Below are 21,141 nucleotides of genomic sequence, written 5' to 3'. Positions count from 1 at the left end.
CGCTGTTGAGTTCTCAAGGATCGGACGCTCCTGACCTCCACCGCAACACGGCTTCACCCAGAGCAACACCTTCATCAGCCACCCCCGCAGAGCGAGGCAACCTGTCTAACTTACCACCTCTGCTCGGCTTCTCCAACCAGTCGAAGCGAGCCGAAAGCGCGCCAGACATGATGTGGAAAAGTTGTTCAGTGTTGGTTCTTCATCCGAAGATCTGAAGACGGAACCCTGTGCAGGTGTTAGCCCTGTGCAGGTGTTCCGCTGTGTGACTACGGAGTTGGTCCCTCTTGAGGCCGGGAAGCTGTGGGGAGGTGATCCGCACCGGGCTTTCCGCACCTTTGGGGTGACAAGAGATGACTTTACGTGCTTCTCCGGCTGCCCGGCAAACCAACCCACATCCCGGGCGTGTCGCGACTCGACCTACGCCATCGTCGCCGCCATCGCAGCCCGTCCGGCAGCGCTAACCGATGATGAAAATGCCGGCAAGTGTCTTCTTGCCACGACGGAGCACTGCCACGTTGCCCTGCAGCATTCCGCCCCCGACCACCGCCTGCTCATCCGCGATCGCGACGTTGTTGAGGTACACCCCGCCCTGCACGATTGCCCGCCTGGCCTCGCTCGAGCTGGAGACGAGTTCGGTGTCGACAAGCAATTGCACGATCGTCGAATCCGCGGTCGCGTCGACGTGAGGGAGCTCTCGAAGTGCCGCGGCGAGGGTGTGTTCATCCAGAGCTGCCAACTCGCCCTGGCCGAACAGGGCTGCCGATGCCGCAATGGCCGCTTCGGTCGCGGCCGTACCGTGAACGAGGGACGTCACTTCGAAGGCGAGAGTCTTCTGCGCTTCTCTCCTGAACGGAGCGTCAGAGACCGCGACCTCGAGCGCATCGATCTGGTCGCGGGAAAGGAACGTGAAGATCTTCAACCGCTGGACGACATCCGCATCATCGGTGTTGAGCCAGAACTGGTAAAACGCGTACGGGCTCGTCATGGCCGGGTCGAGCCACACCGCGTTGCCTTCGCTCTTGCCGAATTTGGTGCCGTCGGAGTTCGTGATGAGGGGCGTGCCGATTGCGTGCGCGCTGGCCCCTTCGGCCTTGTGGATGAGATCGGTGCCGCTCGTGAGATTGCCCCACTGGTCGCTGCCACCGGTCTGGAGCACGCAGTCGTAACTGCGGTACAGCTCGAGGAAATCCATCCCCTGGAGAATCTGGTAGCTGAATTCGGTGTAGCTGATGCCCGCATCGGAATTCAGTCGGGCGCTCACTGCGTCCTTTTTCAGCATCGTGCCGACCCGGAAGAACTTGCCGACGTCCCGCAGGAAGTCGATCGCGCTCAACGGCGACGTCCAATCCAGATTGTTGACGAGTCTCGCGGCGTTGTCACCGTCGAAACTCAGGAACTTCGAGACCTGGCCCTGGAGGTACCCCACCCACTCGGCGACGGTTGCCTCGTCGTTGAGGGTGCGTTCGGCGGTCGGTCGTGGATCGCCGATGAGACCGGTCGATCCCCCGACGAGACCGAGAGGCCTATGGCCGGCAAGCTGAAGGCGGCGCAGGAGAAGCAGCTGCACCAGATTGCCGAGGTGGAGGCTTGCTGCCGTCGGATCGAACCCGCAGTAGTAGGTGATCGGCGGCCCCGCCAGAAGCGACTTCAACTCGTCGGCGTTGGTGGACACGTGCACGAGACCTCGCCACGTGATCTCCTCCCAGACGTCGGGGAAGGATGCGTCGTTCTGCTGGATCGTCTCGGCTTCTGGCACGCAATAACCGTAGCGGAGAGTCACCTGGCTACGCGGTGACGGCGGAATCCGGCTCCGGCGGATCCGAGGGCCTCGGTGGGTATACCCACGTGACGAGAACCACCGAGATGATCATCAGCAGGAACCATGACCCGAGTTTCGCCAGGGACACGACCTGCCAGCCGTCTTCCTGTCCCGGGTACTGCCAGGCATCCGCCCAGGTTCCGATGTTCTCGGCGATCCAGATGAACAGGGCAACTCCCACGAAGATGGCGAGGAGCGGGATGCGCAGCCGATGTCTGAAGATCCTGAAACTCATGACGCAGCGTCCGAAAATCACCGCCGTGGCCACCATCAGGACGTATCGCGCGTCAGGCAGGTAGTGGTGCGTGAAGAAGTTCAGATAGATCAGTCCCGCGAGGATCGCCGTGATCCACAGCCGCGGGTAGCGATCGAAGCGCAGGTCGAACAACCTGTACACGCGCACCATGTACGAACCGATCGCGGCGTACATGAATCCGCTGTAGAGCGGCACTCCCCCGATATGAAGCACGCCGTCGCCCTCATACAGCCACGATCCGACGCTGGTTTTGAAGAGCTCCATGCCCGTGCCCACGAGATGGAACAGGATGATCACCCTGAGCTCGCGGAACGTCTCGAGTTTCGTGGCGACCATCGCCACCTGGATCGCCACCGCGGCGATCACCAGGAAGTCGTTGCGGGCGAGGGCCGCCGCGTCGGGATAGAACAGTTTCGTCGCCACGATGACCGACAGGATCGCCGCGCCGAACACGCAGGCCCACGCCTGCTTGAGCACGAAGACGGCGAATTCCACGAGAGTCGATCGGGCGCCCCGCAGCGGGACTCCGTCGAGGCGCCGGTGCGCCCAGTCGTCGATGCGCTGTTCGACCGGGGTGAATCGCGACATCAGCGGAAGGTCCCGGACGGCATCGGGCTCAGAAGAACGAGATTCCGCTGAACGCCATGACGGCCAGACCGACGACGATGGCCACGACACACACGACCACCGTAATGGTGATCGCCCTGCTCGACATTCCGCGTCGCCACCAGCCGGGATCCTGGTCTTTGTGCAGCGTCATCGTGCAACCGTAGCGGAGGAATCCCCGGGGCTGGCCTCGGTGGGCTGGCGGCGCTTCGGCACGTGGGCCTTGTACGGCGAGACCGACGGCTCTCCGGGCATCCAGAACCGCCAGGGAAATGATGCACCGCCGCCCTCACCCGACACTCCGGTTCGCGGACCCTGCTCGAACGGCCGGGGGTGATCCGAGAGTGCGAGTCTCACCCGCGAGCTGGCGAGATCCACTCCCCCATCGTCGAGAGTGATCCCCAGCGCCACGCACAGCCGAGCGGGACCGCGCGCGAGATCGGCATCGATGCGGCTGGTGGCGCGACGGGACCTGGCGAGCTCGACCCCCTCGATGACCTCACCCGCGCGCAACAGCACCGCCGATGCAACGCCGTCCGGTGAGCACACCACATTCGCGCAGACGTGCATGCCGTAGGTGAAGTACGTGTACAGGTGGCCGGGTGGGCCGAACATGACCGTCGTGCGCGGAGTCTGGCCGCGAAAGGCGTGTGAACCCGGGTCCTCCCCGCCGAGGTAGGCCTCGACCTCGGTCAGGCGTACCGTCACGCCGCCGACCGAGATCGTGGCACCGAGCAGTCGCGGTGCCACCTCGGTCGCGGGCAGAGACAGCAGCCCGATCAGAGCAGTCGGCCCGTCGCGAGGGCGCGGACCCGGTTCGTGAGCTCGATGCGCTGTTCAGCCACGCGCTCGGGTGCGGTGCCACCCACTCCGTTCCTGCTCGTCACCGAGCCTCGGATGGTCAGGACGTCGCGCACGTCACCCGTGAGGTGCGCGGAGATGCTCGCGTACTGTTCGTCCGTGGGTTCGTGGAGCTCGAGTCCCTCCACTTCACACAGGCGCACGAGTGCTCCGCTGATCTCGTGGGCTTCGCGGAACGGCACATGTTGCCGAACGAGCCAGTCCGCGACATCCGTCGCCAGCGAAAACCCCTGGGGCGCAAGCTCGGCCATGCGGTCGATGTCGAACGTGAGAGTGGCGACCATGCCCGTGAACGCCGGCAACAGGACCTCGAGAGTCTCGACAGAGTCGAACACCGGTTCTTTGTCTTCCTGCAGGTCGCGGTTGTAGGCGAGCGGAAGTCCCTTGAGGGTAGCCAGCAGCCCGGTCAGGTTGCCGATCAGCCTGCCCGACTTGCCGCGGGCGAGCTCCGCGATATCCGGGTTCTTCTTCTGCGGCATGATCGACGACCCCGTCGAGTATGCGTCGTGGAGCCTCACGAAACCGAACTCGCGCGTGTTCCAGATGATCAGTTCTTCGGCGAATCGAGACAGGTCGATTCCGAGCTGGGCGCAGATCCAGGCGAACTCGGCCACAGCATCCCTGCTGGACGTCGCGTCGATGGAGTTCTCGCTGGGTCGGCTCAATCCGAGCTCGCGGGCGACGAGTGCGGGGTCGAGCCCGAGGCTGCTTCCCGCGAGTGCGCCGGCCCCATACGGAGAGGTGGATGCCCGGCCCCGCCAGTCACGGAGGCGCTCGAGATCGCGCACGAGCGGCCACGCGTGGGCGAGAAGCTGGTGCGCCAGCAGCACCGGTTGCGCGTGCTGGAGGTGAGTGCGGCCCGGAAGGATTGCCTCACCGGCCTTTTCGGCCTGCGCGTTGATCGCATCGATCAGATCGACCACGAGGTCGCCGATGGCTGCCGCGTGGTCGAGAAGGTACATCCGCACAAGAGTCGCGATCTGGTCGTTCCGACTGCGACCCGCGCGCAGTCGGCCGCCCAGCTCGGGGCCGACGACGTCGATGAGCGCGGCCTCGAGGGCTCCATGCACGTCTTCGTCTTCCGGCCGCGGCTGCAACTCTCCGCTGTCGACACGGCGCAGCACCTCGTCGAGGCCGGCGTGCATGGCCTGCTCCTGCTCGCCGTCCAGGTAGCCGGCCGCGGCGAGCGCTTTCGCGTGAGCGTGGGATCCGGCGATGTCATACGGAGCCAGCTGCCAGTCAAAGTGGGTCGAGCGACTGAGCCTGGCCAGTTCGGCCGAGGGGCCGCTCGCGAACCGCGCGCCCCACAGCGAGCCCTCGCCGGTGGTGCCTTCGCTGAACCGGCCCTCGGTGGAATTCGACACAGGCACCCCGACTAGCCGCGAAGGTCGCGGCGCGCGCTGATCTTCGACGGCAGCGACCAGATCTCGATGAATCCCTTGGAGAGGGACTGGTCGAAGGTGTCGCCGGTGTCATAGGTTGCGAGGCTGAAGTCGTAGAGGCTCTGCTCGCTCTTCTGGCCGGTGACCGTGGCGCGGCCACCCTGCAGCGTGAGGCGGATCTCCCCGCTCACGTACTTCTGGGTGTCGTCGATGAAGACATCGAGCGAACGCTTGAGTCCCGAGAACCAGAGGCCGTCGTAGACCAGGTTCGACCACTCGGCTTCGACCCCACGCTTATAGCGGCCGAGGTCGCGCTCCAGGGTGAGGGCTTCGAGGGCTTCGTGCGCCTCGATGAGAGCGATGGCTCCCGGGGCTTCATACACTTCGCGGCTCTTGATGCCGACCAGACGGTCTTCGACGACATCGATGCGGCCGACGCCGTGCTTGCCGGCAAGCGCGTTGAGCTTCTCGATGATGGCGAGTGCACTCAGCTGGACACCGTCGATCGCAACAGGGATGCCCGAGGCGAAGGTGATGATCACCTCGTCAGCATCGCGCGGGACCGCGGGGTCCTGCGTGTACTCATACAGGTCTTCGATCGGAGCGTTCCACGGGTCTTCGAGGAACCCGGTCTCCACGGCGCGACCCCACACGTTCTTGTCGATGGAATACGGGTTGGCCGCAGACTGGCGGATCGGGAGGTTGTGCTGCTCCGCGTAGATGATCGCCTTGTCCCGCGTGAGGGCGAGGTCGCGCACGGGGGCGATGCTCGTGAGCTCGGGCGCGAGAGCAGCCACCGCCGCCTCGAACCGCACCTGGTCATTACCCTTGCCGGTGCATCCGTGGGCAACGCTGTCAGCACCGAGCTGCTTAGCGGTGATGGCGAGGTGCTTCGCGATGACCGGTCGGCTGAGCGCCGAGACCAGCGGGTAGCGCTTCTGGTACATCGCGTTGGCCTTGAGCGCCGGCATCAGGAAGTCATCGGCGAACTCGTCTTTCGCGTCGACGACGATCGACTCCACGGCGCCGCAGTCCAGCGCGCGCTGGCGGATGTCGTCCATGTCTTCGCCACCCTGGCCCACATCGACGGCGAGAGCGACGACCTCTTTGCCCGTGGCATCCTTCAACCAGCCGATGCCCACCGAAGTATCGAGGCCACCGGAGTAAGCGAGGACGACGCGTTCTGTCATGATTCCTGGTTCCTTTGCTGGGGGGTTGCGGGGTCAAGCCTATCGGCGCGTGGCGGCCGGGCTGCGCTGCGGGAGGCCGCGGTCAACAGCCACTCGAGAGGGCCTTTGCCGATGAAGAACTTCCAGAGCGACGCTGCCACGAGCGCGACGACGACGAAAACAAGCCACAGGACGTTGTCGTCCTCCCCCGGCACGCTCGCGCCGATCACCGCGATGGCGACGATATGGACCGTGTAGACGGTCAGCGCCATCGAACCCACGGCAGCCAGTGGATACAGGGGACGATGGATGACCCGGCTCGCCAGGAGGCAGAGCCCGACCACCGCGAGCGCGAACCCCAGCGAGCCGATGACCTCGAAGGGGCTGCCGCTGTGCGGCTCCGTCGTGGCGATGGATGACGGGCCAGACCTGGAGGCTGCGAACTCTCCGGCGCCGTACCCGATCACGGTGAGCGCCGCGCCGAGACCGAGCAGCCCCACATGCACGCTCCGCGCCGCGAGGTCGAGGCGGCCGACTCCGAGACCGACGAGCACGAAAGCAATCCACAGCAGTGCGGGGTAGCTGCCGTTGAGGAACAGATCGACGAGTAGCGCGATGACCTCGTTGGGCGGATCGCCGAGGGCCGGTGCGATGGCCTCGAGGAACAGGGGCACAACCACCGCGACGGCCACGGCCATCAGGAACAGCGCCGGGGGTGACATTCGCAGGAAGGGAAGCGCCATCACGAAGAGCACCGCATACACGGGGAGGATCACCGCGACGTTAGTGCCGAGCGCGATGAGCAGGCCCCCGATGACGAACACCAGGAACGCACGAACGACCAGGCGCAGCCTGACACGCGTGAGCTCGGCACCGGTCACCACCGTCATGCGGCCGGACACGATCGCGATCGACACCCCGGCGAGGGTGGCGAAGAGGATGGATGAGCGACCGCTCACCACGTCAGTCCAGGTGGCGGGCTCGAGCCAGTCGAACGGTGTGAGCACGCCGATGTGCGCACCGAACATCCCGAGCACGGCAAGCCCGCGCGCGACGTCGATGCCCACGATCCGCGTGCGAGAGGTCAACCGGCGCGCTCCAGCAGCCAGACCATGAGTGCCTTCTGGGCGTGAAGACGATTCTCCGCCTCATCCCAGATCACACTCTGTGGGCCGTCGATGACCTCGGAGGTCACCTCGTACCCGCGGTCAGCGGGAAGGCAGTGCAGGAAGATCGCGTCACTGTTGGCCAGTGCCATGAGCTCGGCGTCGACCTTGAAAGAACTGAGGGCTGCGACGCGTGCCGCCTTCTCGTCTTCCTTACCCATCGACACCCATGTGTCTGTGACGACGACGTCGGCACCGGCGACGGCTTCGAGTGGATCGGTGTAGAGCGTCACCGATCCGCCGGTCTGCACGGCGATGGCATCGGCGTCGGCGACGATGCGGCCATCCGGCATGTAGTCGGCAGGGCAGGCGACCCGCACGTGCATTCCCGCCGTCGCTCCCGCGAGGAGGTAAGAGTGCACCATGTTGTCTGCTCCGTCACCCAGGAATGTGACGGTCAGCCCCTTCAGCGTGCCCTTGTGCTCCCTGATCGTCAGGAAGTCGGCGAGCAGCTGGCAGGGGTGGAATTCGTCGCTGAGGGCGTTGATCACCGGCACCGTGGTATCCGCCGCCATCTCGATCAGCCCGGACTGCCCGTAGGTGCGCCACACGATCGCGGCAACCTGTCGCTCGAGCACGCGTGCGGTATCTGAGGGGCTTTCCTTGCCACCGAGCTGGCTGTTTGCCGTCGAGATGATCAGCGGCACCCCGCCGAGGTCCGCGATCCCCACCGCGAATGACACTCGCGTGCGCGTCGACGACTTGTCGAAGATGACGGCGACGGTCTGCGGGCCGGCGAGAGGCTTGCGCGCCCAGCGGTCGGCCTTGATTTCTGCGGCCAGGTCGAGGATCTCGGCCTGCTCTGCGGGGCTCAGGTCGTCATCACGCAGGAAGTGGCGGGTCACGGTGTTCCTTTCGATGCGCTGGCATGCAGCACGCTGGTGAACTTCTCGATGAACTCGGCGACCTCGACATCACCGATGATCAGGGGTGGTGCGAGGCGGATGCTCGAGTCGTTGGGGGCGTTGATGATCAGGCCGAGTGCTGCTGCCTCCGCAACGACGGCGCTCGCCACGGGCGTGGAGAGTCCGACTCCGATGAGCAGTCCCTTGCCGCGTACCTCGTCCACGAGAGGCAGCCCCGCGATCGCGGCACTGAGCTCGGCCCCACGGCGTGCGGCATTCTCGACGAGCCCTGCTCGCTCGATCTCGCCGAGTACCGCGTTCGATGCGGCGGTGACGAGGGGGTTGCCGCCGAACGTGCTGCCGTGCTGGCCCGCGATCAGCAGATCGGACGCCTCACCGAAGGTGACGAGGGCGCCGATCGGCACTCCGCCGCCGATTCCCTTCGCGACCACGATGGCATCGGGGACGATGCCGTCGTGCTGGAACCCGAACCACTCCCCCGTGCGACCGGCCCCGGTCTGGATCTCGTCGATGATGAGCAGCGCCCCATGGGCCGCCGTGATCTCCCTCGCCGCTGCGAGATATCCGGCCGGCAGGTCGACGACCCCCGCCTCACCCTTGATCGGCTCGACAACGAGAGCTGCGACATCCGGCCCCATGGCCTTCTCGAGGGCGTCGATCGTCGACTCGATGTGTGACACGTTGGGCAACAGCGGCTCGAAGGCCTCACGCAACGACGGTTTGCCGGTCAGCGAGAGGGCACCCATGGTGCGCCCGTGGAAACTGTTCTGCAGACTCAGGATGCGCGGCCGCCCGGTACGTCTGGCGAGCTTGATCGCCGCCTCGATGGCCTCTGCCCCCGAATTTCCGAAGTAGACACGGCCACGGTCAGCCGCGCCGGACAACCGGCGCAGTCGTTCGGCGAGTTCGAGCTGGGGAGGCGTTGCAAAGTAATTGGACACGTGTGCGAGTGTCGCGATCTGTCGACTGACCGCCTCCACGAGCACGGGATGCGCGTGACCGAGGGAGTTGACCGCGATGCCGGACAGGAAATCGAGGTATTTCTTTCCCTCAGAGTCCCAGACATACGAGCCTTCGCCGCGCACCAGTTCGGCGCTCGGAAGTGCCGCGGATTTCATGATCCGCTCCGAATAGTCGCGTTGCCAGGTCATGCCGGTACCACCTCCGTGCCGATGCCGCTCTGGGTGAAGACTTCGAGCAGGATGGAATGCTTCTCGCGACCATCGATGACGGCCGCCTTGGCGACTCCCCCGACGACGGCGTCCCTGCAGGCCGACATCTTCGGGATCATGCCGGATTCGAGCCCCGGCAGAAGCTCGTCGAGTTCCGAGGTCGTGATGACGCTCACGAGTGAGTCGCGGTTCGGCCAGTCGCTGTAGAGGCCGGCCACATCGGTGAGGATCACGAGCTTGGCGGCGTGAAGGGCGATCGCCAGGGACGCGGCAGCCGAGTCGGCGTTGACGTTGAGCAGGCCATCCGGCCCCTGGGCGACCGTGGAGATGACCGGGATCTGCCCCTGGTCGAGCGCGGCGATCACAGCGGCTGGATCGACCTCGGTGACCTCGCCGACGAGCCCGAGGTCGACGGTCTGCCCGTCGACGACCGCTCCCCTCGTCACTCCCGTGAACAGACCGTGGTCGTCACCGGAGATCCCTCGCGCGAGGCCGCCATGCTCAGGAGTGCTGTGCTCGTTGATCAGCCCGACGAGCTCACCGCCGACCTGCTCAGCCAGCACCTGGCGGATCACCCCGATGCTCTCCTGGGTCGTGACCCTGTAGCCACCCCTGAATTCGCTCGGGATGCCGCGGCGCGTGAGCTCGGCGGTGATCTGTGGCCCACCACCGTGCACCACCACGGGCTTTACCCCGGCGTAACGCAGGTAGACCATGTCTTCGGCGAACGCCCGCTTGAGGTCGTCGTCGATCATGGCGTTGCCGCCGAACTTCACGACGATGATCTCGTCATGGAACCGCTTCAGCCACGGGAGGGCCTCGATGAGCACGGCGGCTTTGGCCGCGGCCTGGTCCTGGGCCCTGTTGTCGGAGATGTACGGCATCAGCTGGAGTACGCGCTGTTCTCATGCACGTAGTCGTGCGTGAGGTCGTTGGTCAGGATCGTCGCGGCAGCCGTGCCCGACTTGAGATCGAGCAGCAGGTCCACCCTGCGGGCGGAGAGGTCCACGTCGGTGCGCGGCCGGTCCGGGGCACCCAGGTGACACACCCGTACCCCGTTCATGGAGACGTCGACGTCGTACGGATCGAACGCGGCATCCGTGGTTCCGATCGCGGCCAGCACCCTGCCCCAGTTGGGATCGTTGCCGAAGATCGCCGCCTTGAACAGGTTGTTCCTGGCGATCGAGCGACCCACCTCGACGGCGTCGTCTTCCGTCGCTGCACCCGTGACCCGGATGTGGATGTCGTGGCTCGCGCCCTCGGCGTCGCCCTGCAGCTGTTCGGCGAGATCGAGACAGACCTCCGTCAGCACGGCGGTGAATGCGTCGAGCTGCGGCTCGACGCCCGAGGCGCCGGACGCGAGGAGCGACACCTGGTCGTTGGTCGACATGCACCCGTCGGAGTCGAGCCTGTCGAAGCTCACCCGGGTGGCGCTGCGGAGCGCGATGTCGAGCTCCGCCGACGAGAGCACGACATCGGTCGTGATGACCACGAGCATGGTCGCGAGCCCCGGCGCCAGCATCCCTGCGCCCTTCGCCATGCCGCCGACGGTGTACCCCTCGCCGAGCCTGATCGACCGCTTCGGTTTCGAGTCCGTGGTCATGATGGCCATGGACGCCTCGACGCCATGATCCCCGAGGGCCGCCGCCGCGACACCCACCGCCGGCAGCAGCCTGTCGAGCGGCAGTTGCTCGCCGATGAGACCGGTGGAACACACGAGCACGTCGCCCGCACTCACGTCGAGCGCTTCCCCGACGGCCTCCGCCGTCGCGTGCGTCACCTGGAATCCCTGGGCGCCGGTGAAGCAATTGGCGCCGCCCGAGTTCAGCACGATGGCCGAGACTGTTCCATCGGCGATCACCTGCTTCGACCAGATGATGGGATTGGCGAGCGCGCGGTTGCTCGTGAACACGGCTGCCGCGTTCGCGAGCGGACCGCGGTTGACGACGAGTGCGAGGTCGAGCCCGCCGCTGTTCTTCAACCCTGCCTCGACGCCCGAGGCGTCGAAGCCCTTCGCTGCCGTCACACTCACGGTGCCACCCCGTCCACGGAAAGTCCTGTCGTTTCTGCAAAGCCCAGCGCGATGTTTGCAGACTGGATGGCGGCACCAGCGGTGCCCTTGACGAGATTGTCGAGCGCCGAGACGACGACGACCCGACCGGCCGCCTCGTCGACCGCGAGGCCGATGAGGGCCGTGTTGGCGCCGAGAGTGTCGGCCGTGCGCGGGAATCGGCCCGCCGGCAACACATGCACGAAGGGCTCGTCGGCGTAGGCAGACTCCCACGCGTCGCGCACCTGCGACTCGGTCGTGCCTGGCGCGAGCTTCGCGGTACTGGTCGCGAGGATGCCGCGGCTCATCGGCACGAGCACCGGGGTGAACGAGATGCTGACGTCGACCCCTCCCGCCGTCACCAGGTTCTGCCGGATCTCGGGGTTGTGGCGGTGCACGCCGCCCACCTGGTACGCGTTGGCCGAGCCCATCAGTTCGCTGCCGAGCAGCTCGGTCTTGAGCGACTTGCCCGCGCCGGAGGGTCCTACCGCCAGCACGGAGACCAGGTCGTCTCCGAGGATGACGCCGGAGTGGATGCCGGGAGCGAGGGCCAGCGTGATCGCCGTGACGTTGCATCCGGGAACCGCAATGCGGGTTGCTCCCCTGAGGGAGTCACGCTGGGTTCCGGTCCGCGTGAGCAGTTCGGGCAGGCCATAGCTCCAGGCGCCGAAGTACTCGCCGCCGTAGAACTCGGCCCAGTCGGCCTCGCTCTCGAGCCGGTGATCGGCTCCACAGTCGATGATGAGGGTATCCGTCGACAGCGCGGCGGTCACCTCGCCGGACTTGCCGTGCGGGAGCGCGAGGAACACGACGTCGTGGCCAACGAGGGTCGCGGCATCCGTCGGGTGCAGCTGCAAATGGGCGAGCGAGCGGAGGTGAGGCTGGATGGAGATGAGCGGCTGGCCGGCGTTCTGGTTAGCGGTGACCGTGGTCACCTCGAACTCAGGATGGGCCGAGAGCAACCGCAGAAGCTCACCACCTGCGTAGCCACTGGCACCAGCCACGGCGACGGAAAGAGACATGACACTACCTTAACGAGAGGAGGGACGAGGAGTTGCTGCGGCGAGGTTCGCGGGAGCCGAGCCTGCTCGACAAAGCAGGTGGCTGAGGGGGAACGTCGCCTATCGTCGCTCGTCGAGCTGGCGTCGCGAATCAGACTGACGCAGCCCTGCACCACGGCGCGCCGACGGTCGCAGCCTGAGGCGTGCGTCGGTGGCGGCAATCGTGATCACAGTCCGAGAGTACTGCACTGTTGTCGTCTCGAGCGAATCGCTAGCCTTGCGAACAGTGCTGAACCGAGCCACGGTGAGCCATCAACTACCCAGGAGATCCCATGTCGGATATTGACGGATTGCTCGCTCTCATCCCTGTCGGCGACATCGCACGCAAGCTCGGCATCTCGGAGGATGTCGCGCAGGGCGCGGTCGCACAGGTCGTCCCGACCCTGCTCGGCGGCATGGCTGCCAACGCGAAGGACGACAGCGGCGCTGCATCCCTCGAGAAAGCTCTCAGCCGTCATGCCGGCGTCTTCCCCGGCACGTCGGTCAGCGAGGTCGACACGGCCGATGGCGAGAAGATCGTGAGCAACGTTTTCGGATCGAAGAAGAACGATGTGGTTGCGGCCGTCGCGAGCACCGGCGACAGCACCATCACCCAGGACATCATCGCCAGGATCCTGCCGATCGTGGCACCGATCGTGATCGGATGGCTCGCCTCCCAGTTCCTCGGGGGAAAGCAGGCCGAGCCCGCCAAGCCGGCCGCAGCACCGGCACCCTCCGGAGGCATCGGCGACCTGCTGGGCGGGCTGCTCGGAGGTTCACTCGGTGGTTCGAAGGGCGGCGCCGGCGGCGGCGACCTCATCGGCAGCGTTCTGGGCGGGCTGCTCGGCGGCGGGAAGCGCTGAGCGCTACTCCCGCAGCACAGCTCCCATCCTGGCCGCAGCGAGCGCGACCGCGGCCGACTTCGCCTCGGTCGCCTCTGCCGCCGTCAGGGTGCGGTCGGTCGCCCGGAACCTGAGGGCGAACGTGAGCGACTTGCTGCCGTCGGGAATCCCGGAGCCGCGGTAGTCGTCGACGAGCGACACGTTCTCGAGCAGTTCTCCTGCTCCCTCGACCAGGACCGCCAGCAGCTCTCCGGCGCGCACCGACTCCGGTACGACGAGAGTCAGATCCTGCGTAGCGGCCGGATACGAGACGATCGGGGTCGGGGCGATCTGCTCGGCTCCGAGCTCGATGAGCGCGTCGAGGTCGAGCTCCAGCACGGCGACGACTCTCGGAAGGTCGAGTTCAGCTGCCAGCGACGGCAGCAGTTCTCCCGCATAGCCGACGACACGGTCTCCCGAGCGCAGCTCGGCCGTGCGGCCGGGATGCATGGTCTGGTGTGTTCCCGTCACGACGGTCAGCGGCGAGGCGAGCACCGTCGCAAGGTGCTGTGCCGTGCTGATCGCATCGGACAGCCCGCGCTCGATCGACGACTGGCCCGGCTGCTTGGCGACGGCGTCACCCACGAAGAGCGCTGCGACGTGCCACGGCTGCGCGGGGATGCTGTCGCGGAGCCCATCGAGCACCTCTGTCGACGGATGCACGTTGCCCGCGGGCAGCGCATCGCTGCCGTAGCGGCGACCGGACTCCGGCAGGAAGACGGTGCCGACCTCGAAGACGGCGAGATCGGTGAGCCCTCGGGACAGGTTGCGCCGCGCGACGGTCACCAGCCCGGGAAGCAGTGAGGTGCGCAGCCAGGCGACCTCGGAGTCGATCGCATTCGCGAGTTTCACTGCAGGCACCACTCCCGGGACGGGAGAGCCGAACAGGTCGTTCGACGACTGGCTGAGGAACGGATAGGCGAGCACCTCGGTGAGCCCGGCGGAAGCGAGCGATGCTGACACGGAGCGGCGCAGTCGCTGCTCGCGAGTCAGTCCACGCCCGGGAGGCGCGACGGGAAGCACGGAGGGGATGTGGTCGTAGCCGACGATCCTCGCCACCTCCTCGGCGAGGGTGGCGCGGTCGGTGAGGTCGGGGCGCCAGGACGGCGGCGTCACCGAAAGGCCAGCTGCCGCGGCATCCACCCGGCAACCGATGTCGGTCAGGGCGCCGGTGATCTCGTCGGCGCTGAACTGCACGCCGATCAGCCCGGCGATGTAGCCATCGGGCAGCTCGATCGGGGTGCGGGCGGTGGAGGCGTCGAGCACCGATCCGAGAGTCTCTGCGGTGCCGGCACCCAGTTCGACCAGCAGTGAGACGACCCTGGCCGCGGCGACCTCGGCCACCTGGGGGTCGACCCCGCGCTCGAAGCGGCGGGACGCCTCGCTCGGCAGTTTGTGGCGACGGGCGGTGCGCGCGATCGAGGTCGGATCGAAGTTCGCGGCTTCGACCAGCACGTTCGTCGAGGCCGAATCGATCTCGGTGGATGCTCCGCCCATGACGCCGGCCAGACCGATAGGGCCTGACGCGTCGGTGATCAGCAGGTCTTCCGTGCTCAGAGTCCTGACCCTGTCGTCGAGGGTCGTCAGGGTCTCCCCCGCGACGGCCCTGCGCACCACGATGCCGCCCGAGAGCTTGTCGAGGTCGTAAGCATGGGTGGGTTGCCCGAGCTCGAGCATGACGTAGTTGGTGACATCGACGGTGAGCGAGATGCTGCGGATACCGGCGAGCCCGAGCCTGGCGATCATCCAGGGCGGCGTGGGGCGTGTCGCGTCGATGCCGCGCACCACGCGGGTCACGAAGACGCTCGCACCGACCCTGCCGCGGATCGGAGCCGTGTCATCGACCGTGACCTCGAAACCGCTCCCAGCGACGGAAGCCGTCGCGAGGGCGGGGTCGCGGAATGTCGCACCGGTGGAGTGTGAGTATTCGCGGGCGATGCCGCGGATCGAGAACGCGTAGCCGCGGTCGGGGGTGACGTTGATCTCGACGGCGAAGTCGTCGAGGCCCAGCAGCGGCACTGCTTCGGTGCCGACCACGGGGTCGAGACCGAGACTCTTGAGCAGCAGGATGCCGTCGTGCTCGTCGCCCATGCCCAGCTCGCGGGCCGATGCCATCATGCCGTCTGACACGTGGCCGTAGGTCTTTCGGGAAGCGATGGGGAACGGCCCGGGGAGCACCGCGCCGGGAAGCGAGACGACGACCTTGTCTCCCACGGCGAAGTTGTGCGCTCCGCAGACGATGCCACGGGGTTCGGCTTCGCCGACATCCACCTGGCACCAGTTGATGGTCTTGCCGTTCGACTGGGGCTCCGGCGTGAACTCGAGAACCTGTCCGACCACGATCGGGCCTGACAGCTCGAAGCCGTGGACGTCTTCTTCCTCGAAGCCGACCTTGACGAGGGCGGCGTGGATCTGCTCGTGCGTGACATCCAGGGGGATGTCGACGAACTCGCGCAACCAGCTGATCGGAACGCGCATCAGACCACCATCCCGAACTGCTGTGAGAAGCGGATATCGCCCTCGACCATGTCGCGCATGTCATTCATGTCGTTGCGGAACTGCAGGGTGCGCTCGATCCCCATGCCGAACGCGAAGCCCTGGTAGACCTCGGGGTCGATGCCAGCGGCGCGCAGCACGTTGCTGTTCACCATGCCGCAGCCGCCCCACTCGACCCAGCGTGCGCCGCCCTTGGCGTTCGGCTGCCACACGTCCATCTCGGCGCTGGGCTCGGTGAACGGGAAGTAGTTGGGGCGGAGGCGGATCTGCGCTTCGTCGCCGAACATCGCGCGGGCGAGATGCTCGAGGGTGCCGCGGAGGTTCGCCATCGTGAGCCCCTTATCGATCGCGATGCCCTCGATCTGGTGGAACACGGGAGTGTGGGTCGCATCGAGTTCGTCCTTGCGGAACACCTTGCCCGGCGACACCACGTAGACCGGCAGCTCGCGCGTCAGCAGCGAACGGATCTGCACGGGGCTTGTCTGCGTGCGCAACACGAGGTGGCTGTCGACCGGGTCGACGAAGAACGTGTCCTGCTCGCTGCGGGCCGGGTGGTCTTCATCCATGTTGAGGGCGTCGAAGTTGAACCACTCGTTCTCGAGTTCTGGGCCGTCGACGATCTCCCACCCCATCGCGATGAACACGTCGCTCATGCGCTCCATGAGCAGGCTGAGCGGATGCCGCGCACCGGCGTTCCAGCGCGACGCCACCGCCGTGACATCCATCGTCTCGTCGGCGAGCCGCTGGGCCTCTTCGGCCACCGCGAGCTCGGCCTCGCGCGGGGCGAAAGCCTGGCCGACGCGTGCCCGTGCCTGGCCGACGAGCTTGCCCGCCGCTGCGCGGTCCGCCGGATCGATCGACTTCAGGCTGCCGTTGAGGCGGGCGAGCGGAGACGATTCGCCAGCGTGCTCGGCTCTGGCTGCCCGTAGCTCTGACATGGAGGTGGCGGCGGCCACAGCGGCAAGGGCCGCGTCGACGGCCTCCGCTACTGCACTCTCGGTAATGGGGGTTGATTCAGACACAACACCACAGTTTAGTCAGCCTAGGGCTGGTACCCGGTGTCGTGGTCGGAACGGGCGCCGGGCACGCTCAGGGGATCGCTCGCCCCGGCCATGCCCGCCCCGCCCAACTGGGCGATGACCTTGCCGGTACGCCTGCTCTTGCCGCCGCCCCGACCCGCGGCGGTGCGACGGGCGACGAACCGCGCGATCCAGGAGAGCGTCATGTTGACGGCGAGATACACAGCCCACACCACGAAGAACAGCGTGAAGAGATAGCTCGGACCGAATGTCGTCGGCCCCTGCTTGAGCACGACGTTGAGCAGCTCCTGGTATCCGAGGATGTACGCCAGCGAGGTGTCCTTGAGCAGCACCACGAGCTGGGCGATGATGATCGGCAGCATCTGGCGGAAGGCCTGCGGATACTCGATGGAGAAACGTGTCTGCAGCGGGGTCAACCCCACGGCGAGCCCAGACTCTCGCTGGCCCTTCGGCAGGGATGCGATCCCCGCCCGGAGAGCCTCTCCGATCACCGCCCCGTTGTACACAGCGAGGGCGAGCACGCCGGCCCAGAACTGGCCGGTCGAGAAGACCAGCAGGATAAACAGCATCATCAGCAGCACGGGCATACCGCGCAGGAACTCGATGAGCACAATCGCCGGGATGCGGATCGCAGCCGTGGTGGCGGTGCGCGCCATCGACAGCAGGATTCCGAACGTGATCGCGAGCACTGCCGCGACACCGGCCATGAGCAGAGTCGCAGAAAGACCACGCCACACCGCGCGATACAGCGCCCGGTCACCCAGAAGATCCCAGCGACTGCCGTCGAACACACCGGGCTGGGCGACTCCACCAGCGTTGATACGGGGTTGGGAGAGGAAAACGAAGATCGCGATGAGGCCGGCGGCGATCAGCACACCACCCACTATCGAGAAGATCAGGGAGAGTCTGCGAGCCCTGGGCCCGGGAACGTCGTACAGCACACTCATCGCTGCACCATGACCCTTCGTTCGAGGAGGTTGGCAGCCTGGCCGAGCGGCACGGTGATCACGAGATAGAAGGCGGCGACAGCGACCAGGATTGTCACCGTCGCGTCACCGTTGAGCTGGATCACCTGACGGGAGACTGCGACGAGTTCGAGCACCGCGAAGCCAGCGGCAACCGACGTGTTCTTCGTCAGGGCGATGAGCACGTTGATGAGCGGCGGAATGACCATCCGGATGGCCTGCGGCAGGATGACCAGACCGAGGGTCTGGCCGAAGCCGAGGCCGATCGCGCGTGCCGCCTCAGCCTGGCCGACCGAGACCCCGTTCACACCGGAGCGCACGGCTTCGGCGACGAACGGAGAGGTGTAGATGGTGAGACCGATCGTGGCCGCGACCGTGTAGTCGAGCCGGATGCCGAGTTGCGGCAACACGAAGGCGCAGAAGAAGAGCACGAGCGTCAGCGGGGTGTTTCGCACGATCTCGGTGTACACGGTGGCGAATCCGCGGAACGCGGGGACCGGTGAGATGCGCATCGCGGCAACCAGGGTGCCGATCACGAGGGCGCCGATGCCCGAGACGACCAGCAGCCGAAGCGTCATCAGGAAGGCGTCGATGAACCTCGGGAAGTTCTCGATGATGGCGTCCATGTGTCGCCTCTCGGGTCAGGTGGTGGCAGTGGGGAAGCGGCCCACCCGGACTGGCCGGGTGGGCCGCTTGTCAAACAGGCCTAGTAGCGGTCGACGGCGGGCGGGTCGGGAAGGGGAAGCTCAGCTCCGGCAGTCCTGTCCCATGCGGCAGCCCAGTCGCCATCGTCGTACGACTCTTCGAGCACGTCGTTGATGAACATGCGGAAGTCGGTGTCATCCTTCGCGAGACCGATGCCGTACGGCTCCTCGGTGAAGGGATTGCCGACGACCTCGAACTCGCCGGCACTGTTCGCGGCGAGACCGGCGAGGATCACGTTGTCCGTCGTCGCAGCGACAACCGCGCCCGAACTCAGCAGCGGCAGGCATTCGGCGTATCCACCGAGAGCCGTGATCTGGTCGGTGTATTCAGCGATGTTCGCCTCTGACGTCGAACCTGACACTGTGCAGACCGGCTTGCCAGCGAGGTCTTCAGGGCCTTCGATACCATCCGGGTTTCCTGCGAGCACGAGGATGTCCTGGCCGGCGTTGTAGTACGGGCCTGCGAAGGAGATGACTTCCTTGCGCTTGTCATTGATCGTGTATGTCGCCACAACGATGTCGACTTCACCGGACTGGATGAACGGCTCGCGGTTCGCGGACACGGTCTCGGTCCAGGTGATGCCGCTCTCGGGAATGCCGAGCTTGGCGGCGATCAGCTTGCCGATCTCGACATCGAATCCCTGCGGATCCCCGCTGCCGTCGACCTGGCCGAAGAGCGGCTGGTCGAACTTCGTGCCGATGGTGATGGTGCCCGCCTCGTTGAGCGCCGCCATGGTCGAGCCTGCTTCGAACGACACCTCTTCTACTGGCGCCTCCGATTCGCCGGCGGTCGGGGCACCCGAATCGGTGCACGCGCTCAGCGCAAGCACACCGGTAAGCGCGATGGCTGAGATCATTAGACCTTTTTTAAGTCTCATGGTTTCCTCCTGGTTACTGTGTTTCTCACCCACTGGTTAGTGGGTAAGCACTTTCGAGAGGAAGTCCTGCGCTCTCGGGCTTTGGGGGTCCGTGAAGAATTTCTCCGGCGCGGCTTCCTCGACGATCTCGCCGTCGGCCATGAACAACACGCGCTGTGCGGCTTTGCGGGCGAAGCCCATCTCGTGGGTGACGACGACCATAGTCATGCCGTCTTTCGCGAGGCCGACCATCACATCGAGAACCTCGTTGATCATTTCCGGGTCGAGCGCTGATGTCGGCTCGTCGAACAGCATGACCTTCGGGTCCATGGCGAGGGCTCTCGCAATCGCGACTCGCTGCTGCTGGCCACCGGACAACTGTGAGGGCATTTTCGCTGCCTGGTTTGCCACACCGACGCGGTCGAGCAGCTCCATCGCGCGCTTATCGGCCTCGGACTTGGACCGCTTGCGCACCTTGACCTGCCCCAGCGTGACGTTCTCGAGCACGGTCTTGTGCGAGAAGAGGTTGAACGACTGGAACACCATCCCGACGTCTGCGCGGAGCCTGGCGAGAGCGGCGCCCTCGGCCGGGAGCGCTTGACCGTCGATCGTGATCGTGCCGTCGTCGATGGTCTCGAGGCGATTGATAGCGCGACATAACGTCGACTTGCCCGAGCCGCTGGGGCCGATGACAACGACCACTTCACCCTTGTGGACAGTGGTCGTGATGTCTTTCAGAACGTGGAGTTCACCGAAGTGTTTGTTGACATGGTCGACGACAACGAGAGGCTCCATTGACCCACCCAACCACACCCCGCAAAGGGGGGTCAACCGACCTGAGGATTCGTAACCCCAGCGTGACACGCCCGAAACACGGGTTTTGTGCTAAACGGACCGCTGTGCGAAGGCGCTTTCGTAGAGGCACACCGACGCCGCGGTGGCCAGGTTCATCGACTCTGCGTGACCGTAGATCGGCACCGTGATGGCCCTGTCGGCGAGGGCGAAATGCTCATCGGACAGCCCGCGGGCTTCGTTGCCGAACAGCCATGCCGTCGGGCCGCTGAGGGTGCCTGCGGTGCGCTCGACGAGCAGATCCACGCCCTTGATGTCGGCCGCGATGACCTGAAGCCCCGCGCCCTTCGTCTTTTCCAGCACGGCCTCGAGCTCGGCGCCGACCGCCACGGGAATATGGAAGAGGGACCCGGTGGTCGCCCTGACGACCTTCGGGTTGTACAGGTCGACACTGCGCCCGGTAAGGATGACGGCATCGGCACCGGCTGCGTCGGCGGCCCGGATGATCGTGCCGGCGTTGCCGGGATCGCGCACCTCTTCGAGCACCGCGATGAGCTTCGGCTCGCCGCCGAGAATGTCCTTCAGCGAAGTTGGGAACTGGCGGCACACCGCGATGACCCCCTGCGGCGTGACGGTGTCTGCCATCGCGTCGATGACGTCCTCTGTGACGAACTCGACCTCGAGCCCGACCTCCGCCGCCATGCGCGAAATCGCGCCGTATCGCTCTGACGCGGTGGGGGTGGCGAAGAGTTCGACGAGCAGCTCCGGCCTGAACTCCAACGCCTCAGAGACGGCCTGCGGGCCCTCCAGGAGGAAGAGTCCGGTCTCCGACCTGGCATCCCTCTTCGCCAGCTTGGCAACAGCTCGGACCCTGGGCGAACGCGGATTGTCGATCATGACCCCAGTTTAGGCGCGCTGGAGCTATCAGAATCGCGCCGGCGATACCGCAGGCACAACGAAGATCGCCGTGCCAGCGCCAACAGAGCCTGCGACAGAGGTTAACGCAGGGAACCCCGAGC

At 66.0% G+C, this 21,141-nt stretch carries 20 protein-coding genes; 1 reads left to right on the top strand and 19 read right to left on the bottom strand.

Annotated features, from left to right (window positions below):
- Window positions 1-457: 457 nt before the first annotated feature.
- From tyrS to argC, 12 genes are read right to left on the bottom strand one after another with little or no spacing between them, the layout of a single operon-like run.
- A complete protein-coding gene (tyrS, locus tag IWX81_RS13680; RefSeq protein WP_199281869.1) occupies window positions 458-1,756 on the bottom strand; it encodes a tyrosine--tRNA ligase in 1,299 nt (432 codons plus the stop codon).
- Window positions 1,757-1,784: 28 nt separating this feature from the next.
- Window positions 1,785-2,663 (bottom strand): DUF817 domain-containing protein, encoded by an 879-nt coding sequence (locus IWX81_RS13675; protein ID WP_199281868.1) that lies wholly within the window; start codon window positions 2,661-2,663, stop codon window positions 1,785-1,787.
- A gap of 28 nt (window positions 2,664-2,691) precedes the next feature.
- A complete protein-coding gene (locus tag IWX81_RS13670) occupies window positions 2,692-2,835 on the bottom strand; it encodes a hypothetical protein (RefSeq protein WP_199281867.1) in 144 nt (47 codons plus the stop codon).
- Entirely contained in the window at window positions 2,832-3,464 is a 633-nt protein-coding gene (locus IWX81_RS13665; protein ID WP_199281900.1) for a DNA-3-methyladenine glycosylase, read from the bottom strand. The genes IWX81_RS13670 and IWX81_RS13665 overlap by 4 nt, the downstream gene beginning before the upstream one ends.
- A complete protein-coding gene (argH, locus tag IWX81_RS13660) occupies window positions 3,461-4,906 on the bottom strand; it encodes an argininosuccinate lyase (RefSeq protein ID WP_199281866.1) in 1,446 nt (481 codons plus the stop codon). The genes IWX81_RS13665 and argH overlap by 4 nt, the downstream gene beginning before the upstream one ends.
- A gap of 11 nt (window positions 4,907-4,917) precedes the next feature.
- Entirely contained in the window at window positions 4,918-6,114 is a 1,197-nt protein-coding gene (locus IWX81_RS13655) for an argininosuccinate synthase (protein ID WP_199281865.1), read from the bottom strand.
- Entirely contained in the window at window positions 6,111-7,181 is a 1,071-nt protein-coding gene (locus IWX81_RS13650; protein ID WP_199281864.1) for a heparan-alpha-glucosaminide N-acetyltransferase domain-containing protein, read from the bottom strand. Before IWX81_RS13650 ends, IWX81_RS13655 begins: the two co-directional genes overlap by 4 nt.
- Window positions 7,178-8,104: an ornithine carbamoyltransferase gene (gene argF, locus IWX81_RS13645; RefSeq protein ID WP_199281863.1), complete on the bottom strand. Its 927-nt coding sequence runs from the start codon at window positions 8,102-8,104 to the stop codon at window positions 7,178-7,180. The genes IWX81_RS13650 and argF overlap by 4 nt, the downstream gene beginning before the upstream one ends.
- Window positions 8,101-9,276 (bottom strand): acetylornithine transaminase, encoded by a 1,176-nt coding sequence (locus IWX81_RS13640; RefSeq protein ID WP_199281862.1) that lies wholly within the window; start codon window positions 9,274-9,276, stop codon window positions 8,101-8,103. Before IWX81_RS13640 ends, argF begins: the two co-directional genes overlap by 4 nt.
- Window positions 9,273-10,181 (bottom strand): acetylglutamate kinase, encoded by a 909-nt coding sequence (gene argB, locus IWX81_RS13635; protein WP_199281861.1) that lies wholly within the window; start codon window positions 10,179-10,181, stop codon window positions 9,273-9,275. The genes IWX81_RS13640 and argB overlap by 4 nt, the downstream gene beginning before the upstream one ends.
- Entirely contained in the window at window positions 10,181-11,329 is a 1,149-nt protein-coding gene (argJ, locus tag IWX81_RS13630; protein ID WP_199281860.1) for a bifunctional glutamate N-acetyltransferase/amino-acid acetyltransferase ArgJ, read from the bottom strand. Before argJ ends, argB begins: the two co-directional genes overlap by 1 nt.
- Window positions 11,326-12,369, bottom strand: coding sequence for an N-acetyl-gamma-glutamyl-phosphate reductase (gene argC, locus IWX81_RS13625; protein ID WP_199281859.1), 1,044 nt, complete (start codon window positions 12,367-12,369; stop codon window positions 11,326-11,328). The genes argJ and argC overlap by 4 nt, the downstream gene beginning before the upstream one ends.
- 311 nt (window positions 12,370-12,680) lie before the next feature.
- Here argC and IWX81_RS13620 point away from each other — a divergent pair, with 311 nt between their 5' ends.
- Window positions 12,681-13,250, top strand: a complete 570-nt coding sequence (locus IWX81_RS13620; protein WP_199281858.1) for a DUF937 domain-containing protein — start codon at window positions 12,681-12,683, stop codon at window positions 13,248-13,250.
- A gap of 3 nt (window positions 13,251-13,253) precedes the next feature.
- Here IWX81_RS13620 and pheT read toward each other — a convergent pair whose 3' ends face one another.
- From pheT to IWX81_RS13585, 7 genes are all read right to left on the bottom strand, one after another.
- Window positions 13,254-15,746 carry a phenylalanine--tRNA ligase subunit beta gene (gene pheT, locus IWX81_RS13615; protein WP_199281857.1) on the bottom strand — a complete coding sequence of 831 codons (2,493 nt, stop codon included), beginning with the start codon at window positions 15,744-15,746 and terminating at the stop codon, window positions 13,254-13,256.
- Entirely contained in the window at window positions 15,746-16,786 is a 1,041-nt protein-coding gene (pheS, locus tag IWX81_RS13610) for a phenylalanine--tRNA ligase subunit alpha (protein ID WP_199281856.1), read from the bottom strand. The genes pheT and pheS overlap by 1 nt, the downstream gene beginning before the upstream one ends.
- Before the next feature lie 20 nt (window positions 16,787-16,806).
- A complete protein-coding gene (locus tag IWX81_RS13605) occupies window positions 16,807-17,751 on the bottom strand; it encodes an amino acid ABC transporter permease (RefSeq protein WP_199281855.1) in 945 nt (314 codons plus the stop codon).
- The gene (locus tag IWX81_RS13600) at window positions 17,748-18,395 is read right to left on the bottom strand and encodes an amino acid ABC transporter permease (RefSeq protein ID WP_199281854.1); all 648 of its coding nucleotides are present in this window, start codon (window positions 18,393-18,395) and stop codon (window positions 17,748-17,750) included. The genes IWX81_RS13605 and IWX81_RS13600 overlap by 4 nt, the downstream gene beginning before the upstream one ends.
- A gap of 80 nt (window positions 18,396-18,475) precedes the next feature.
- A complete protein-coding gene (locus IWX81_RS13595; RefSeq protein WP_334594244.1) occupies window positions 18,476-19,330 on the bottom strand; it encodes a glutamate ABC transporter substrate-binding protein in 855 nt (284 codons plus the stop codon).
- A gap of 57 nt (window positions 19,331-19,387) precedes the next feature.
- On the bottom strand, window positions 19,388-20,125 hold the full coding sequence (locus IWX81_RS13590) for an amino acid ABC transporter ATP-binding protein (protein WP_199281852.1): 738 nt from the start codon (window positions 20,123-20,125) through the stop codon (window positions 19,388-19,390).
- A gap of 90 nt (window positions 20,126-20,215) precedes the next feature.
- On the bottom strand, window positions 20,216-21,019 hold the full coding sequence (locus IWX81_RS13585) for a TrmH family RNA methyltransferase (RefSeq protein ID WP_199281851.1): 804 nt from the start codon (window positions 21,017-21,019) through the stop codon (window positions 20,216-20,218).
- Window positions 21,020-21,141 lie beyond the last annotated feature (122 nt).

The organism is Salinibacterium sp. CAN_S4 (genome assembly GCF_015752305.1).
Taxonomy (GTDB): Bacteria; Actinomycetota; Actinomycetes; order Actinomycetales; family Microbacteriaceae; genus Rhodoglobus.
This window is presented reverse-complemented; position numbering and strand designations above follow the sequence as displayed.

What these genes read in the sequence shown, in the direction of transcription:
- IWX81_RS13590 (WP_199281852.1), bottom strand. Translation starts at nt 20,125, where the DNA reads ATGGAGCCTCTCGTTGTCGTCGACCATGTCAACAAACACTTCGGTGAA.
- argB (WP_199281861.1), bottom strand. Translation starts at nt 10,181, where the DNA reads ATGCCGTACATCTCCGACAACAGGGCCCAGGACCAGGCCGCGGCCAAA.
- IWX81_RS13640 (WP_199281862.1), bottom strand. Translation starts at nt 9,276, where the DNA reads ATGACCTGGCAACGCGACTATTCGGAGCGGATCATGAAATCCGCGGCA.
- IWX81_RS13605 (WP_199281855.1), bottom strand. Translation starts at nt 17,751, where the DNA reads ATGAGTGTGCTGTACGACGTTCCCGGGCCCAGGGCTCGCAGACTCTCC.
- IWX81_RS13600 (WP_199281854.1), bottom strand. Translation starts at nt 18,395, where the DNA reads ATGGACGCCATCATCGAGAACTTCCCGAGGTTCATCGACGCCTTCCTG.
- argC (WP_199281859.1), bottom strand. Translation starts at nt 12,369, where the DNA reads ATGTCTCTTTCCGTCGCCGTGGCTGGTGCCAGTGGCTACGCAGGTGGT.
- IWX81_RS13675 (WP_199281868.1), bottom strand. Translation starts at nt 2,663, where the DNA reads ATGTCGCGATTCACCCCGGTCGAACAGCGCATCGACGACTGGGCGCAC.
- pheT (WP_199281857.1), bottom strand. Translation starts at nt 15,746, where the DNA reads ATGCGCGTTCCGATCAGCTGGTTGCGCGAGTTCGTCGACATCCCCCTG.
- IWX81_RS13595 (WP_334594244.1), bottom strand. Translation starts at nt 19,330, where the DNA reads ATGATCTCAGCCATCGCGCTTACCGGTGTGCTTGCGCTGAGCGCGTGC.
- IWX81_RS13655 (WP_199281865.1), bottom strand. Translation starts at nt 6,114, where the DNA reads ATGACAGAACGCGTCGTCCTCGCTTACTCCGGTGGCCTCGATACTTCG.
- IWX81_RS13585 (WP_199281851.1), bottom strand. Translation starts at nt 21,019, where the DNA reads ATGATCGACAATCCGCGTTCGCCCAGGGTCCGAGCTGTTGCCAAGCTG.
- IWX81_RS13670 (WP_199281867.1), bottom strand. Translation starts at nt 2,835, where the DNA reads ATGACGCTGCACAAAGACCAGGATCCCGGCTGGTGGCGACGCGGAATG.
- IWX81_RS13620 (WP_199281858.1), top strand. Translation starts at nt 12,681, where the DNA reads ATGTCGGATATTGACGGATTGCTCGCTCTCATCCCTGTCGGCGACATC.